Consider the following 15,191-nt stretch of genomic DNA (forward strand, 5'->3'; position numbering starts at 1 on the left):
AATGCACCGCCTAACGGCGTCGGTAGAGCCACAGAACCACGGGCGCCAGAATGACCGTCAGCAATGCCGGTGCAAGAAGCGCCAGGAGCACTTCACCAGCTGTGGCCGTCCCCGCCATCAGTCCCCTCAAAGCCGTTGTCATATGCGAGACCGGGTTCCGGACCACAAAGGCCTCCAGCCAGCCAGGCATGGTTTCCGGGCGCACCATGATGTTGGAGGCGAAGACCAGCGGGAAGATGAAGGTGAAGCCGATTGTCATCACCGTCATCGGCGTGCGGATCAGAAGCCCGAGCACGATGAAGATCCAGCCCGTGCCAAACCCGATTGCGATGAGAAGCAGGAAGGAGGCCACGATGCCCGTCAGCCCGGCTTCGGGCCGATATCCCAACACCAGCCCGACGGTCAGGATGATGAGGCCCGCAATCGTGTGGCGCAGGACATCTCCGACCATCAACCCGGCAAAGGGCGACAGGGACCAGATGGGGAGTGAGCGAAAACGCTCGAAAAGCCCTTTCGACAGATCCGTCGAAAGCCCCATGCCCGAATAGACCGAGTTGAACACCACCGTCTGCACGAGAATGCCCGGCAGGAAAAACTGGAGGTAATCGCTGGTCGAGCCCGCGAGAGCGCCGCCAAACACGAAAGTGAAAAGCAGCGTGAACATGAGCGGCGTCATGATCAGATCGAACAGCTGCTCGGGCACATGTTTGAATTTCAGCACCGCCCGCCAGCCAAAGGTCAGCGCATTTGCCAAGGCCGAAGGTCGCGGCGGCCGCGTCACATTGGAAAGCATGGCAGGGCCAGTCTCTATGGCAGGACCAGTCTCGGCGGAACTCATGACACGTCTCCCTGTGCATCCTCTTCGATGGGCTGGCCTGTCAGCGCGAAGAACACTTCATCAAGGCTGGGCGAGCCCATGGAGAAATCGGAAAGTTCAATGCCGGCCGCAAGCAGCCTGGCGATTGCCTCATTGGCGGCTTTCGGAGACCCGGCGACGATGGAGAGCGTCGCCCCCTCGGCGCTGCGCTGCGCCGTACCCTCCAGCGCATGCTCCAGAATGGCCTCGGCCTCATCCAGACGCTCCGTATCGGCAACGGCCACATGCAGAAAGCCCGAGCCGATTGCCGACTTCAACTCGCGGCTCGTGCCCTCGGCGATCTTGCGGCCGTGATCGATCACGGCAATGCGGGCGGCAAGCTGGTCGGCTTCCTCCAGATACTGTGTTGTCAGGAGAATGGTGACGCCCGATTTCGCCAGCGCGCGGATCATCTTCCAGACACCCTGGCGCGCCTTGGGATCAAGACCGGTGGTCGGCTCATCAAGAAAGAGAACACCCGGCGTGACGATCAGGGAAGCGGCGATGTCGAGACGCCGGCGCATGCCGCCCGAATAGGACTTCACCTGCTTCTTCGCCGCATCGGAAAGCTCGAAGGCGGAAAGCAGCTCATCCGCCCTCGCCTTTGCGGCGCGCCCGGCAAAGCCCCAGAGCCGCGCCAGCATGATCAGGTTTTCGCGCCCCGTGAGATCCTCATCCAGCGAGGCAAACTGCCCGGTCAGCGCGATTGCGCCGCGCACGGCATGCGGTTCGGCCGCAAGATCATGCCCCATGACGCGCGCGGTTCCGCCATCAGGCTGCGCAAGCGTCGCCAGCAATCGTATGAGCGTTGTCTTCCCCGCGCCATTGGGGCCGAGAATGGCGAAAATCATGCCGCGCGGCACGTCGAGGTCGATCCCGTCCAGCGCCTTGACGTCACCGAAACGCTTGACGAGCCCGCGCACTGAAATGGCGAGCTGCGCGGCGTCCTGCGCCGCTGAACCGGTCTGAACCGGTAAAGTATCGTTCATGCCTGTTCCTCCGGCAGCCTGTTGTCAGCTGCAAGACGGATCCGGGGGGCGGAATCCGACAGCGCGGAGAAATACACCAATGAGCAATTGCCCTGAACCGCATTTCGCGGAAGGCGGACAGGTTTGCTGACATCTCTTGCCGTCAGCTGACGTCAGTTACGCAGGCCGGTTTCCTTAAGGATACCCTTGCGCTTTGCGTCGTAATAATAGCCGCTTGCATAGAAACGAACGGCTTTATCCTCGTTCCCGTCAGCCGTCATATAGGCGCCGCGCAGATATTTGACGGCGTATTTGAGGTTCGTTTCCGCGTCCAGAAGACCGGAAGCGGGCCCACGGTAGCCCATGGTCTGCGCGGTATCATGACGGATCTGCATGAGCCCCCAGTAGATACGGTTGCGGGCAGCCGGGTTGAAATTGCTCTCACGCTTGACGACACGCCGCACCAGCCGCTCGGGCACCTCGTAAATGCCCGCATATTGCGCGATCAGTGCATCGAGCTCAGCGCTGCGCGGGGCAACCGGCGACACCTTTCCGCCAGCCTCCAGCGCCGTCAGGGCCGCGCTGGGCGGACGCTGGCCCGCAAAGGCATCCGGCGTCACATCTCCATCGCTGATCTGGGCGTCCTGCTCTGCCACCAGGCTGTTTGCCACAAGCTGCGCATCGGCACGGCTTTCAGCGGCATCGGTCTTCGCCTGAACGTCGCTCCCCGCGGTCGTGCATGCAGCCAGCGACGGCAGCGCGATCACAAGTCCGGCAACGAGATAACGGGAGAAAAGAGGCAAGGCGCATTCCTTCGATCAACGAGTCCCCACCCGCGCGCCTTCTATCGCGCAACCTTGGGTAAGGCAATCATTTGTCAGGTGACCCTTCGTTCACTCTTCGTGCCAGAATGTATCCATGTTAGAGCTGGGCCGCGAAACGATCGGAATGGAAGCGCCATGTCCGTGCCCGGCCATCATGTGTTTGAAACCGCCTTCGGCTTTTGCGGCGCGGGCTGGAGCGATGCCGGCCTCGTGCGCTTTGTCCTGCCAACGCCAGAGCCTGACGCGGTTGAGCAGCAGCTGAAAGCCCGGCTGCCGGATGCCGCGACTTCCACCCTATCCGGCGCGATGGCCGGGCTCGTGGCGGCAACGCAGCGCTACTTCGCCGGAAGCGAAGAGGATTTTTCCGGATTTACCCTCGATCTCACGGGCATCAGCCCGTTTCACCGCACGCTCTACACGGCCATGCGAAGGCTCGCCTATGGCGAGACCACGACCTATGGCGCGCTTTGCGAGAGCGTCGGCTTTCCCAGGGCCACCCGAGAAACGGGCGCAGCCATGGGGCGCAATCCCATGCCGCTCATCATTCCCTGCCATCGTGTTCTGGCGGCCGGTGGCAAGATCGGCGGATTCTCGGCTCATGGCGGCATCGCCACCAAGCAGAAGATGCTGGCCATGGAGAACGCCCGCTCTCCGAATGCGGAGCCAGCCCAGGCGTCATTCTCATTCTAGCCGGGCTCCAGGGTCAGGGCCCTAGCCTCTGGTTGAATCTTGCTCTTGCGCACAAACACAGGTCGCGCATAATTACAGCGATTCTGGCGGTCCCGGTGGTTAGTGGGGACAGCCACAATCTTGCCGCCAATCGGTCGATTTCTTGGCGGTATTCTTGTTCAGCGTTGGGTCTCTTTTGCGTCAGTGTCATTCAAACCGACGAGAATTCCATGCGCCATTCAACCGACAACGGTATCAAGGACCGCCTGACCGAACCTTCCGAGATGGTTGCGGAGGTCAAACGCCTCCTGTCCAGCGGCATAAAGCTCGATCAGGTCCCCGCCGAGCTCTCCCAGCTGTATTACATCGACGTTGACCTCTTGAATGCCGTCCTGCGTGTCGTGCGCAAACATGCCAGCACGAATGCAGCAAAAGCCGGAAGCGCTTCGAGCCAGCGTCCGGATATTGACTCTCAGGCAGCGGCCTGAACAACAGGAAAGCCCTGAAAGAAGGGCTTTTTCATCAAATTGTAGAGAAGGCAGACACGGTTTCAAAATCCTCCTCTGGTAGCAAGAGAACAACGGGCGCAACCAACCGCCCAAACGCATCGACCAGAAAAGAGGATAGACCCTGTTGCTCGGCAATATCTTGAATCTGCCGCTGATTGGCGGACACACCTTCAGGCCACCGGCCCCGGCCCCCGCGCCCTCCACTTCCGAACCGTCTTCCGCCACGCCAGCACAGGGTGGAACCAGCCAGTCGCCGGCGGCGGCGGACACGTCCGGCACACCGGCATCAGGCGCAAGACCGGGCGCGCAGCCAGCGGCGGCGTCACATGCGCGCGGCGACCTCTCCACATATCAGGCGAGTTCCGGAAGCTTCGGACCGGCAAAGGCCGATGACGACATAGCTGTTGAAGCATGGGCAAGACGCGCCGCAGTCGAGGTGCAGAGAAACGAACAGTTTGCCTCCATGCTCTCGCGCATTGCAAAACCGGAGGCATCAGAAAGCATCGTGCTGATGCAGAACCATCGGGAAGGCACGACGGATCTGGCATCGGCCACCGCCGCCTATGGCGAGAACGAAGCCTACGATGCACCGCCGGCAAGGGACAAGGCAGGCGCGTAGCTGCTCTCAGTTACAGGCCCGGTGCAAGCCGGGCCTGGATCGCCGGTCGCTTCTCTGGAGGCCAAGGAACGATACAGGCGCGTGATGGAACATCGGGGTGCCCGAAAACCGGATTCCACTTTTCGGCCCGATGCTCTAACGCAATGAAACGACAACCTTTTCAGGATCCCGGAAAAAGCGGTCGATTTCGAGTGGGCCAAGCTCCTGCACCGATCCGGCCATTGCCCGCCTTGCAAGCAGATCGCCCTGCACCAGATCTGCCCCGGCATCCAGCGCCGCTTCGAGCTGCGGGGGTGTCTCCACACCCTTCACAAGAACGCTGGCTCCCTGCCGCTTCAGCCCTTGCACGAGCTTTGCAAGGAGGCGTCTGGCAGGCGCAACGGGCGCGATCCGGCGGAACCAGCCCCCATCAATCTTGACGATTTCAGGCCGCAGCTTCTCGACGCGCTCAAGCGCGCTCTGCCCCGGTCCGAAACCATCGACCGAAAGGCGCACACCGCTGCTGCGCATCGTCTCCAGAAGGCGCTCCGACACTTCTGCCAGCGGATCCGGAGCAGCCCGGAAACCGCACACAAGCGCCTGAGGCGCAACGCCGGTCTGCGCAAGCCGCGCGAGCATGAAGGCAAGATGGCTCATCGCATCCGCGTCGCTCTGCCGCTCTGTGTCGAACCCCAGATGCAGCGACAGACCGTCCTCACGCATCTGGTGGCAGTTTCCAATGTGCAGGAGACTGCAAAGTGTTCGCACCTGCCGCTCGCGCTCCGGGGCGACCGACAGCAGGAACATTTCTGTCTCGACGGACTGTCCATCGAGCATTGGCTTTGCGCAGGCATCCAGCGCCTCCGGCTCAAGGCTCTCGCCGGAGACACGGAAGACCGGCTGATAAAAGGATTTCAGCCGGTAGGCTCCATGGAATCCTGTCTCCAGACCGACTTCATCGGCGATGATGGATCCGGCAGGCGCGCCGGGGACAGTCACGGCTCCCATGACATTACGCTCCGCGCCGGCCAAATGTGCGCCTTGCACGCGCAGCAGGCGCAGACGAAGTGTCGTCCGCTAGCTTGCTCCGCTCCAGACGGGCCGCTGCATTGGAAAGGATTTCCTTGCGCGCAGTCTCGCGCGCAACTTCGAATTCATCGAACGCACCCGGCGCAAGCTGCGGTTTCGCCAGCGCAAAACCCTGCACCATCGAAACACCACAGCGCTCGGCCAGCTGAAGCTGCTCGCCGTTTTCGATGCCTTCGAAAACCGTGCGAATGCCTTTTTCGGAAAACGCGCTGACCATGTCGGTGAGCAGGCTGACGCCGGAGGCGGAAGCGAGCAGGCGCGCCGTCCACGCCCCGTCGAACTTCACGATGTCCGGTCCCAGAGCCTCAATCCGCTTCATGTCGGAATTGTCGGCGCCGTAATCGTCCACCGCCACGCGGTAACCAAAGCCCTTCAGGGCGCGCACAAACTCAAGCAGGGACGCATCGGAACCGGTTTCCTGCTCGGTGATCTCACAGACCACGCGGTGCGGCTCGACGCCTGCCTCGGCCAGCACTGTCTGAATATCCCGCAGGGCGATTGTCGCAGAAGCAGCATCCACGAAGTGCGACGGGTCGAAATTGACGAACAGGGAAGCCCCCCGGTTCAGGCATACACCGGCATTCAGAAGATGCACGGTTCGCGCCAGCGTCTCCACGTGAAAACGGTCGACTTCGGGAATGCTGGAGAAGAAAATGCCCGGCCCCACGGGCTGGCCATCGCGAAAAGGGCGCAACAGCCCCTCATAGGCGCTCACCAGAAGTCGTCCACCGCGAAAGGAGAAGATCGGCTGGAAGGCGGTTCTTAATGTGTAGCCACCCCAGACACCCACTGCACTTGCGTCCGCCTGTCGGACGATGTGGGCCAGGCCGATGCTGCGCGACATTCTGCGCTTCCTTGCAAGTCGTCATTCAATCCCGGCAGAATGGCACCCCAGCCTTTATTCGCGGTTAACGACTGGTTTAACGCTGCAAATTCGCTGGCGGCTTGCGATTTTCCTCGTGATCGGACAAGAAGGGAAACGCTGATCCTCAGCGTAAAATCTCACAGGAACCGGAGTCTTCCATTATGGCTTTCCTTGCCGATGCCCTTTCACGCGTAAAACCCTCCGCTACCATCGCGGTTTCCCAGAAAGCGCGCGAACTGAAAACGCAGGGCCGCGACGTTATCGGTCTTGGCGCAGGCGAGCCGGATTTCGACACGCCGGACAATGTGAAGAATGCGGCCATCGACGCGATCAATCGCGGCGAAACGAAATACACGCCGGTCTCCGGCATCCAGCCGCTGCGCGAGGCGATTGCCGCCAAGTTCAAGCGCGAGAACAATCTCGACTATGACTGGAAGCAGACCATCGTCGCCACCGGTGGCAAGCAGATCCTATTCAACGCCATGATGGCGACGCTCAATCCCGGCGATGAAGTTGTCATCCCGAGCCCTTATTGGGTCAGCTATCCGGAGATGGTTTCCATCTGTGGCGGCACGCCCGTCTTCGCCGAGACCAGCATCGACAACGGCTTCAAGCTGACCCCGGATGCGCTTGAAAAAGCCATCACGCCGAAGACCAAATGGCTGATCATGAACTCGCCGTCCAACCCGTCGGGCGCAGCCTACACCGAAGCCGAGCTCAAGGCGCTCGCCGACGTGCTCATGGCGCATCCGCATGTGTGGGTGCTGACGGACGACATGTATGAGCACCTCACCTATGGCGACTTCAAATTCTTCACCATCGCCGAGGTGGAGCCGAAGCTCTATGACCGCACGCTGACCATGAACGGCGTCTCCAAGGCCTATGCCATGACCGGCTGGCGCATCGGCTATGCGGCCGGGCCCATCGAGCTCATCAAGGCGATGGACATGATCCAGGGTCAGCAGACCTCGGGCGCATGCAGCATCGCACAGTGGGCCGCCGTCGAGGCGCTCAACGGTCCGCAGGACTTCATCACCAAAAACAAGGCGATCTTCCAGGGCCGCCGCGATCTGGTGGTTTCCATGCTCAACCAGGCGAAGGGCATCAACTGCCCGGTGCCGGAAGGCGCATTCTACGTCTATCCGTCCTGCGCCGAGCTGATCGGCAAGACCGCGCCTTCGGGTAAGGTCATCGAGACCGACGAAGACTTCGTGTCCGAGCTTCTGGAAGCCGAAGGCGTTGCAGTGGTGCATGGTTCGGCCTTTGGTCTTGGCCCGAACTTCCGCATTTCCTACGCCACGTCGGAAGAGCTTCTTGAAGAAGCCTGCAACCGGATTCAGCGCTTCACCGCATCGCTGAAGTAACTGCCTTAGGGGGCGTTTTGATGGCGCGGCAAAATATCTTTTTTGCCGCGCAACATTCTTAACGCCCCCTTAGAGTTTCGTATTGTTCTGTCCTTCTCCAGGGGCCTTGGGGAGAAAGCGGGGGCATGAGCATCCTCTCCACCGTGCAGCGTAATGGCGAACGGTTTTACAGCGGCGTTCAAGCGCTTTTGATTTCGGCGACGGCGATGGTGGCCATCGCCTATTTTGCGCCGCCTGAGGAAAGCGCTTTCACGACGTGGCTGCTGCTGACCTGCATGGTGCTCAGTGTCGCAGGCCTGGCCCTGCTCACCTATCTGCGACGCACCGTTTCACAGCAGCTTCAGGATGCCGTGCGCATCGAGGCCGAGCGCCACAGGGTCACCGAAACCGACCTCATGACAACCGCGCTCACACGCGGCCGTTTTCTTGACGAACTGAGCGCAAGCATCGGCACGCTGTCCAAGCCGCGACGCATCATGCTCCTGCTCGTCGATCTCGACCATTTCAAGCAGCTCAATGACGGTTTCGGCCACCAGTTCGGCGATGAGGCGCTTGCGCATCTGGTCGCCTGCGCGCGGCATTGCTTTCCCGACTGCGCCATTGGCCGGCTGGGCGGCGATGAGTTCGCCATCCTGATGTACGGCAATGACCTCAACCGCTGCCGCACGCGCGCCCAGAAGCTGCTTGCCATGCTGCAGGACGGGCGCGCCTGCGAAGGACATCAGGTGCCGCTCAGCGCTTCCATCGGCATTGCCGTCGCGCCACAACACGCGAGCAGCCACAAGGAACTGCCGCTTCTGGCGGATCTGGCTCTTTACGAAAGCAAGGGCGCAGGACGCGGCAGGGTGACGGTTTTCGATCCGGACATGCTGTCGGAGAAACGTCAGCGCCGTCTTCTCGAGCGTGAACTCAGGGCGGCCGTCTACCTAAACGAACTCGAGCTGCACTATCAGGTCATCACCGATACCGAGCGAAACCGCGCGGCCGTGGAGGGGCTTGTGCGGTGGCGACACCCGGTGCGCGGAATGATATCGCCGGGCGAGTTCATCCCCATTGCCGAACGGTCAAGCCTGATCGACATGATCGGCGAATGGGTTTTCCGCCGGGCCTGCCTCGATCTGCACCGCTTCCCCGACAACCGCATCAGCATCAATGTCTCGGGCGAGCAGCTGAAGCGTGATGGTCTGGTGCACATGCTGGACCGCGTTCTGCAGGAGACGGATGCGCAGGCCAACCGCTTCATTCTCGAGATTACCGAAACCGTGGCCACCGCCGCCACGCCGGAGATCATCGCCCGCATCGTTCGGCTGCGCGAGATGGGCTTCCACATTGCGCTCGACGATTTCGGCACCGGCCATTGCGGCTTCAACTACATCAAGACGCTGCCCATCGATGCGATCAAGATCGACCGCAGCTACATTCACAATCTGGACGATGACCGCATCGCCCAGGTGTTCGTCTCCGCCCTAACCCAGATCGCGCGCATTCAGGATCTCGTCATCGTGGCGGAGGGGATCGAAACAGAGGAAGAGTTCCGGCTGGCCCGCTCGGCCGGCTGCAATCGCTTTCAGGGCTATTATCTGGGAAAACCGCAGCCTCTGCCCCCTTTTCGAGAAGCGCCCGGCCTCACTGAACGTCGGGCGCTAGCTCTCTCCGCCTGACGCCCCTTGCCCAAAACCCGCAGCCGTGTGACGATATTTTCACGGAGAACGTCGGCGCTCCGGCATACAGATGCCACGCACGGGTTTCTCAAGGGCGCAGAATGCTCCTGATCATCCGTCAACGCGCCACGACCGCGCGACGGCCGCTGAGGCCGGCCGCCGCTCATGAAACGTGTGGGTGAAACGCGTGACAGGAGACCGCCAGCCATGGGAACACGCTCGGGAGAAAGAAGCCGCGGACCGAAATGCATCGCCATTGTCGGTCCGTTTGCAAGCGGTAAGACCACCCTTCTTGAAGCCATTCTGGAACGCACCGGCGCCATAATGAAACAGGCCGCAACCGGCTCCGGCGCGACAGTCGGCGATCATTCGGCAGAAGCCAGAGAGCATCAGATGAGCGTCGAGGCGAGCATCGCCACGACGGAGTTTCTGGGCGAGAGCATGACCTTCGTGGACTGCCCGGGCTCGATAGAATTCGCCCATGAGGCCGATCCCGTTCTGGCGGCAGCCGACATGGCCATTGTCGTGACGGAACCCGACGAAAAGAAAATCGCCGCCCTTCAGCTCACCCTCCACCGGCTGGACGAGCTGGGCATTCCGCGCATGATCTTTCTCAACAAGATCGAGCATGCCACGCTCGGCGTGCGCGACATGCTGAAGATGCTGCAGCCGACCAGCGACACACCGCTGATGCTGCGCCAGATCCCGCTGCGCAAGGACGGCATTGTCATCGGCTCCATCGATCTGGCGCTTGAGCGCGCCTATATCTACCGCGAACACGCCAGCAGCGAGATCGCGCCCATCGACGATGATGACAGGGCGCGCGAGGTGGAGGCCCGCTTCTCCATGCTGGAAACGCTGGCCGACCACGACGACAAGCTGATGGAGCAATTGCTCGAAGAGATCGAACCGCCGCGCGATGCGATCTTCGACGATCTGGCGACCGATTTGCGCGAAGGCAGTGTTACGCCGGTGCTCATCGGCTCGGCGGAAAAGGGCAATGGCATCCTGCGACTGCTAAAGTCGATACGGCACGATTCCCCCGACATCGAAGCCACCCGCGAGCGTCTTGGCCTGCAGGAGACGGACGACACGGTTCTTCAGGTCATGAAGACCATCCACACGCCCCATGGCGGCAAGCTCTCGGTCTCGCGCGTGCTGTGCGGCACGCTCACCGACGGAACGGAAGTGCGCAACGAGAAGGCATCCGACAAGGTCTCGGGCATATACACGCTGCTTGGCCGTGAGCAGAACAAGATCGCCAGCGCACAGGCCGGCGAAACGGTTGCTCTCGGCAAGCTGGACGACGTACGGACAGGCGATACGCTCACCACCGGCAAGACGCCGATTGCGCCGCTGATCGCGCTTGAGCCGCCTCAGCCCGTCTACTCCATGGCTGTGCGGCCCGGCGACAGAAAGGACGAGGCAAAGCTCTCGCTCGGCCTGCAGAAGCTGGCGGAGGAAGATTCAGCACTTGGCCTCGAACAGCGGCAGGAAACCGGAGAGACGGTTCTGTGCGGCCAGGGCGAGATGCACCTGCGCGTCACCCGCGAGCGGCTGGAAGGCAAATACCAGGTACCGATCACCACTGCCCCGCCCAGCGTCGCCTACCGTGAGACGATCCGCAAGAACACCACCCAGCGCGGCCGCCACAAGAAGCAGTCGGGCGGGCACGGGCAGTTCGGCGATGTGGTTCTGGATATCCGCCCCCTGCCCCGCGGCTCGGGCTTCGAGTTCACCGACACGATCACCGGTGGCGTGGTGCCCAAGCAGTACATCCCGTCCGTGGAAGCCGGCGTCATCGATTATCTGAAATGCGGGCCGCTTGGCTTTCCCGTCATCGATGTGGCGGTGAACCTTGCAGACGGCTCCTATCACAGCGTCGATTCCTCTGACATGGCCTTCCAGCTTGCCGGCAGGCTGGCCATGAAAGAAGGTCTTGACGACTGTTCGCCTGTTTTGCTCGAGCCGATCCTCAAGGTGGAGGTTCACACGCCGTCCGATGCGACGGCGCGGGTGACCGCCATCCTCTCCCAGCGACGCGGGCAGATCCTCGGTTTTGACGCGCGCCCCGGCTGGAACGGATGGGACGTGGTGGAAGCGATGATCCCGGCATCGGAGACCGGCGACCTGATCATCGAACTGCGCTCGGCCACCGCAGGCGTGGCGGGCTACCGCGCAAGCTTCGATCATATGGCCGAGCTTACGGGGCGGCTGGCAGACGCCGCAATGAACGCGCAGGGCAAGGCCGCATGAGCGGCAACAGCCGCAGGGCTTCAGCCCCTGCGGCACACAATCGTGAAGTCGTGTGATTTTGACAGGCGGGCATCTGGCCCTACCACTTGGACAAACTGGAAAAGCAAGCTGGAGAAAGCCATGCCCGCCATCCACCGCCGCCCGCGCTGGGCGGTCGCCGAACACGCGGCCACGCCGGAAGACGTTTTCGCCAACCGCCGGACCATTCTGAAAGGGCTGGGGCTTGGCATGGGCGCGATTGCCGGCGCCGGGTTGCTGCCCGGGATGGCACGGGCGCAGGGCGGGGATGACGCCGCCGCCCGCACCGCCGCGCTTTATCCGGCAGAGCGCAACACGGCCTACACGATCGAACGTGACGTGACGCCGGAAGACGTCAGCAGCGCCTACAACAATTTCTACGAATTCGGTTCCCACAAGCAGATCGCGCGCGCCGCACAGGCGCTGCCCACCCATCCGTGGGACATCGAGATCGACGGTCTGGTGGAAAAGCCCATGACCATCGCCTTCGAGGATCTGGCCAAACGCATGCCGCTGGAAGAGCGTCTCTACCGGCATCGTTGCGTTGAGGCATGGTCGATGACCGTTCCGTGGACGGGCTTTCCGCTCTCCGCCCTTGTCGCGCTCGCCAGTCCGCTCTCATCCGCCCGCTATGTGCGTTTCGAGACGTTCAACGACCCGAGCGTTGCCGGCGGGCAGAAACAGGTCTGGTATCCCTGGCCTTATGTGGAAGGCGTGACGATCGAGGAAGCGGCCAACGACCTCGCCTTCATGGTCACGGGCGTCTATGGCAAGCCGCTTGCAAAACAGTTCGGTGCGCCCCTGCGCCTCGCCCTGCCGTGGAAATACGGCTTCAAGTCCATCAAATCGATCCGGCGGATCAGCTTCACGGAAGAGCGGCCCGTCAGCTTCTGGGAAGAGATCGCGGCCAGCGAATACGGTTTCTGGGCCAATGTGAACCCGCAGGTTCCGCATCCGCGCTGGAGCCAGGCAGAAGAGCGTGTCCTCCACACGGGCGAGACCGTGCCCACGCAGCTCTTCAACGGCTATGGCGAAGAGGTTGCCGCGCTTTATGCGGGGCTCGAAAGCGAACAGCTCTATCGCTGACAATAGCGGTTTTGGGGTTCAGATAAAAAAAGAGCCGGATCAAAAGAGATCCGGCTTAGTCATTGGAAGTGCCATATAGGCGAAACCTCCAGAGGGGAACACTCGCGGGGGCAAATGGGAGGAGAACGCCCCCGGGAGTGCTTCTCATATGGGCAATCGCCGCCTAAATAACAACCACATGATTTTGCAATTCACCCATGCAATTTTGCATGACACACCGTATTTCTTTGGAAATACTGCGTCAAAATGCCCAATGACGCGATTTTGAGATCAAGAAATCGCGGAAGGCATGCAGCTTTGCCTGATTTTTCATCACGTTCGGATAGCAGAAATAGGTGTCGAAGGATGGCACCGCCGTTTCGGGCATAAGCTGCACGAGATCGTTGCTCTTGCCGACCACATAATCAGGCAGCATCGCGATGCCGGCACCACGCTGAACGGCCAGCTTGATCGACAGGATGTTGTTGATCTGAAGCGCGGTCTGGCGCTTTTGGCCCTCCGGGCGGCCAGCGGTCTCCAGCCAGTTCATGTCGCTCAGATGCGGCGGCACTGCCTCGCCAAACGTCACGATCCGGTGCTTGTCCAGATCCGCGATCGACGATGGTTTGCCATGCTTGTTCACATAGGATGGTGATGCGAACAGGTGGAAATGCACGGTGAACAGCTTGCGCTGAATGAGATCCGGCTGCTGCGGCTGACGCATGCGAATGGCGCAGTCGGCCTGCCGCATGGTCAGATCCAGCTCCTCATTGTCGAGGATCAGCTGCAACTCGATGTCCGGATAGAGTTCGATGAACTCCGGCAGACGCTCCGTCAGCCAGCCCGTGCCGAGCCCCACCGTGGTGGAGACCTTCAACAGGCCGGATGGGCGATCCTTCGCCTCGGTCAGCCGCACGCGCACGCTTTCGAGCTGCATCAGCACCTCATGCGCGGTGCGGTAGAGCATCTCGCCCTGCTCGGTCAGAACGAGGCCGCGCGCGTGCCGATGGAAAAGCGGCACGCCCACTTCCTGCTCCAGCGCACTCACCTGGCGCGAAATCGCCGACTGCGAAAGATGCAGTATCTCAGCGGCGTGCGTAAACGAGCCAGCCTCTGCGGCAGCGTGAAAAACTCTGAGCTTGTCCCAGTCCAACGCCTCGTTCTCCTCTGTCAGGCGCTCGTACCGTTATGGGCGTTGCCGCCCGGCTGTCGTTGCGTGTTGTTCCCGCTCTATTCGGCAGCCGCCTTTTCTGTTTCCAGCGCCGCCAGGTATTTTTCCGCTTCAAGCGCCGCCATGCAACCAAGGCCCGCCGCCGTGACCGCCTGGCGGTAGACATCGTCGGCAACGTCGCCCGCTGCAAACACACCCGGCACATCGGTCTGTGTCGTGCCCGGCTGCGTCCAGAGATAGCCATTCGGCTTCTGCTTCAGCTTGCCTTCAAACAGCTCGACCGCCGGCGCATGGCCAATGGCCACGAACACGCCGTGCGTTGCCAGCTCGGAAACCTCGCCCGAATGCACATTCTTGAGGCGCACGCCCGTTACCGATGCCGGCATTGGCGGCTTGGCCGGGGTGCCGGTGATTTCATCGATCACCGTGTCCCACATGACCTTCACATTCTCTTTCGCCAGCAGGCGCTCCTGCAGAATGCGCTCGGAGCGCAGTTCGTCGCGGCGATGAACCAGCGTTACGGTCTTGGCGAGATTGGAAAGATAAAGCGCTTCCTCGACCGCGGTATTGCCGCCGCCGACCACCACGACGTCGCGCCCGCGATAGAAGAAGCCATCGCAGGTGGCGCATGCCGAGACACCGAAGCCCATGAAGGTTTCTTCGGAGGGCAGGCCAAGCCACTTCGCCTTTGCGCCTGTGGCGATGATGAGCGCGTCACAGGTGTATTCCGTGCCGGAATCGCCCTTGAGCCGGAAGGGGCGCGAGGAAAGATCCGCTTCCACGATCAGGTCGTTGGCGATTTCCGCGCCGACATTCTCCGCCTGGCCGCGCATCTGCTCCATCAGCCAGGGGCCCTGGATCGGATCGGCAAAGCCCGGATAATTCTCCACCTCGGTGGTGATCATCAACTGACCGCCCTGCTCCATGCCCGCAACGAGAAGAGGCTTCAGCATGGCGCGCGCCGCATAGATGGCGGCCGTGTATCCGGCCGGCCCCGAACCAATGATGAGAACGGGTGCATGACGACGTGACATGGAGTGAATCCTTTCTTCCTCGATGGCCTGCAGAAGCTGACATCAGGTCGCTTGCCGGCTACAATTCTGGCTCAGCGCGCATCAAAGCAGCCACCCGCCAACGATACGCATTTTCTGGACGGCCGACCTATTAGGCCACCATCCGGACAATTCGGTGACATGATCTAAGTATTCACCACCCGATTGTGCAAGGCGAGGAATGCGTTTCCAACAGCTACCGAACGCCGCTACCGCTGTTTATCGC

At 61.5% G+C, this 15,191-nt stretch carries 14 protein-coding genes; 7 read left to right on the plus strand and 7 right to left on the minus strand.

What is annotated here, in order from left to right; all coding sequences use genetic code 11:
- Positions 1-10: 10 nt before the first annotated feature.
- From DEJ54_RS17860 to DEJ54_RS17870, 3 genes are all read right to left on the minus strand, one after another.
- Complete coding sequence (locus tag DEJ54_RS17860) at positions 11-838, minus strand: ABC transporter permease (RefSeq protein ID WP_245447622.1); 828 nt, start codon at positions 836-838, stop codon at positions 11-13.
- The gene (locus tag DEJ54_RS17865) at positions 835-1,845 is read right to left on the minus strand and encodes an ATP-binding cassette domain-containing protein (RefSeq protein WP_113155746.1); all 1,011 of its coding nucleotides are present in this window, start codon (positions 1,843-1,845) and stop codon (positions 835-837) included. The genes DEJ54_RS17860 and DEJ54_RS17865 overlap by 4 nt, the downstream gene beginning before the upstream one ends.
- 152 nt (positions 1,846-1,997) lie before the next feature.
- Positions 1,998-2,627: a lytic transglycosylase domain-containing protein gene (locus tag DEJ54_RS17870; RefSeq protein WP_113155747.1), complete on the minus strand. Its 630-nt coding sequence runs from the start codon at positions 2,625-2,627 to the stop codon at positions 1,998-2,000.
- 156 nt (positions 2,628-2,783) lie between these two features.
- Here DEJ54_RS17870 and DEJ54_RS17875 point away from each other — a divergent pair, with 156 nt between their 5' ends.
- The 3 genes from DEJ54_RS17875 to DEJ54_RS17885 all read left to right on the plus strand — a co-directional run bounded on the left by DEJ54_RS17875 (position 2,784) and on the right by DEJ54_RS17885 (position 4,445).
- Positions 2,784-3,338 (plus strand): methylated-DNA--[protein]-cysteine S-methyltransferase, encoded by a 555-nt coding sequence (locus tag DEJ54_RS17875; protein WP_113155748.1) that lies wholly within the window; start codon positions 2,784-2,786, stop codon positions 3,336-3,338.
- 209 nt (positions 3,339-3,547) lie between these two features.
- Entirely contained in the window at positions 3,548-3,805 is a 258-nt protein-coding gene (locus DEJ54_RS17880) for a hypothetical protein (protein WP_113155749.1), read from the plus strand.
- 145 nt (positions 3,806-3,950) lie between these two features.
- Positions 3,951-4,445, plus strand: a complete 495-nt coding sequence (locus tag DEJ54_RS17885; RefSeq protein ID WP_113155750.1) for a hypothetical protein — start codon at positions 3,951-3,953, stop codon at positions 4,443-4,445.
- A 135-nt stretch (positions 4,446-4,580) separates the two neighbouring features.
- On the opposite strand, the gene DEJ54_RS17890 is transcribed toward DEJ54_RS17885, so the two are convergent.
- Together DEJ54_RS17890 and DEJ54_RS17895 are read right to left on the minus strand one after the other, a co-directional pair.
- Positions 4,581-5,432 (minus strand): EAL domain-containing protein, encoded by an 852-nt coding sequence (locus DEJ54_RS17890; RefSeq protein WP_162742335.1) that lies wholly within the window; start codon positions 5,430-5,432, stop codon positions 4,581-4,583.
- Between the two features lie 4 nt (positions 5,433-5,436).
- Positions 5,437-6,357, minus strand: a complete 921-nt coding sequence (locus tag DEJ54_RS17895) for an EAL domain-containing protein (protein ID WP_113155752.1) — start codon at positions 6,355-6,357, stop codon at positions 5,437-5,439.
- A 182-nt stretch (positions 6,358-6,539) separates the two neighbouring features.
- On the opposite strand from DEJ54_RS17895, the gene DEJ54_RS17900 reads away from it, so the two are divergent.
- The 4 genes from DEJ54_RS17900 to msrP all read left to right on the plus strand — a co-directional run bounded on the left by DEJ54_RS17900 (position 6,540) and on the right by msrP (position 12,763).
- Entirely contained in the window at positions 6,540-7,742 is a 1,203-nt protein-coding gene (locus tag DEJ54_RS17900) for a pyridoxal phosphate-dependent aminotransferase (protein WP_113155753.1), read from the plus strand.
- A 125-nt stretch (positions 7,743-7,867) separates the two neighbouring features.
- Positions 7,868-9,403, plus strand: a complete 1,536-nt coding sequence (locus tag DEJ54_RS17905; RefSeq protein WP_113155754.1) for a bifunctional diguanylate cyclase/phosphodiesterase — start codon at positions 7,868-7,870, stop codon at positions 9,401-9,403.
- A 207-nt stretch (positions 9,404-9,610) separates the two neighbouring features.
- The gene (locus DEJ54_RS17910) at positions 9,611-11,659 is read left to right on the plus strand and encodes an elongation factor G (RefSeq protein ID WP_113155755.1); all 2,049 of its coding nucleotides are present in this window, start codon (positions 9,611-9,613) and stop codon (positions 11,657-11,659) included.
- 120 nt (positions 11,660-11,779) lie between these two features.
- A complete protein-coding gene (gene msrP / locus DEJ54_RS17915; protein ID WP_113155756.1) occupies positions 11,780-12,763 on the plus strand; it encodes a protein-methionine-sulfoxide reductase catalytic subunit MsrP in 984 nt (327 codons plus the stop codon).
- A 241-nt stretch (positions 12,764-13,004) separates the two neighbouring features.
- On the opposite strand, the gene DEJ54_RS17920 is transcribed toward msrP, so the two are convergent.
- Both DEJ54_RS17920 and trxB read right to left on the minus strand, forming a co-directional pair.
- Positions 13,005-13,895: a LysR family transcriptional regulator gene (locus DEJ54_RS17920; protein ID WP_113155757.1), complete on the minus strand. Its 891-nt coding sequence runs from the start codon at positions 13,893-13,895 to the stop codon at positions 13,005-13,007.
- A gap of 77 nt (positions 13,896-13,972) precedes the next feature.
- Entirely contained in the window at positions 13,973-14,947 is a 975-nt protein-coding gene (trxB, locus tag DEJ54_RS17925; protein ID WP_113155758.1) for a thioredoxin-disulfide reductase, read from the minus strand.
- Positions 14,948-15,191 lie beyond the last annotated feature (244 nt).

The sequence above is a fragment of the Nitratireductor sp. OM-1 genome, assembly GCF_003296175.1.
In the GTDB taxonomy this organism is placed as follows: domain Bacteria; phylum Pseudomonadota; class Alphaproteobacteria; order Rhizobiales; family Rhizobiaceae; genus Nitratireductor; species Nitratireductor aquimarinus.

Excerpts from the sequence above, each read along its gene's own strand:
- DEJ54_RS17865 (WP_113155746.1), bottom strand. The coding sequence starts at position 1,845 with ATGAACGATACTTTACCGGTTCAGACCGGTTCAGCGGCGCAGGACGCC.
- DEJ54_RS17905 (WP_113155754.1), top strand. The coding sequence starts at position 7,868 with ATGAGCATCCTCTCCACCGTGCAGCGTAATGGCGAACGGTTTTACAGC.
- DEJ54_RS17900 (WP_113155753.1), top strand. The coding sequence starts at position 6,540 with ATGGCTTTCCTTGCCGATGCCCTTTCACGCGTAAAACCCTCCGCTACC.
- trxB (WP_113155758.1), bottom strand. The coding sequence starts at position 14,947 with ATGTCACGTCGTCATGCACCCGTTCTCATCATTGGTTCGGGGCCGGCC.
- msrP (WP_113155756.1), top strand. The coding sequence starts at position 11,780 with ATGCCCGCCATCCACCGCCGCCCGCGCTGGGCGGTCGCCGAACACGCG.
- DEJ54_RS17910 (WP_113155755.1), top strand. The coding sequence starts at position 9,611 with ATGGGAACACGCTCGGGAGAAAGAAGCCGCGGACCGAAATGCATCGCC.
- DEJ54_RS17895 (WP_113155752.1), bottom strand. The coding sequence starts at position 6,357 with ATGTCGCGCAGCATCGGCCTGGCCCACATCGTCCGACAGGCGGACGCA.
- DEJ54_RS17880 (WP_113155749.1), top strand. The coding sequence starts at position 3,548 with ATGCGCCATTCAACCGACAACGGTATCAAGGACCGCCTGACCGAACCT.
- DEJ54_RS17875 (WP_113155748.1), top strand. The coding sequence starts at position 2,784 with ATGTCCGTGCCCGGCCATCATGTGTTTGAAACCGCCTTCGGCTTTTGC.
- DEJ54_RS17860 (WP_245447622.1), bottom strand. The coding sequence starts at position 838 with ATGAGTTCCGCCGAGACTGGTCCTGCCATAGAGACTGGCCCTGCCATG.
- DEJ54_RS17890 (WP_162742335.1), bottom strand. The coding sequence starts at position 5,432 with ATGGGAGCCGTGACTGTCCCCGGCGCGCCTGCCGGATCCATCATCGCC.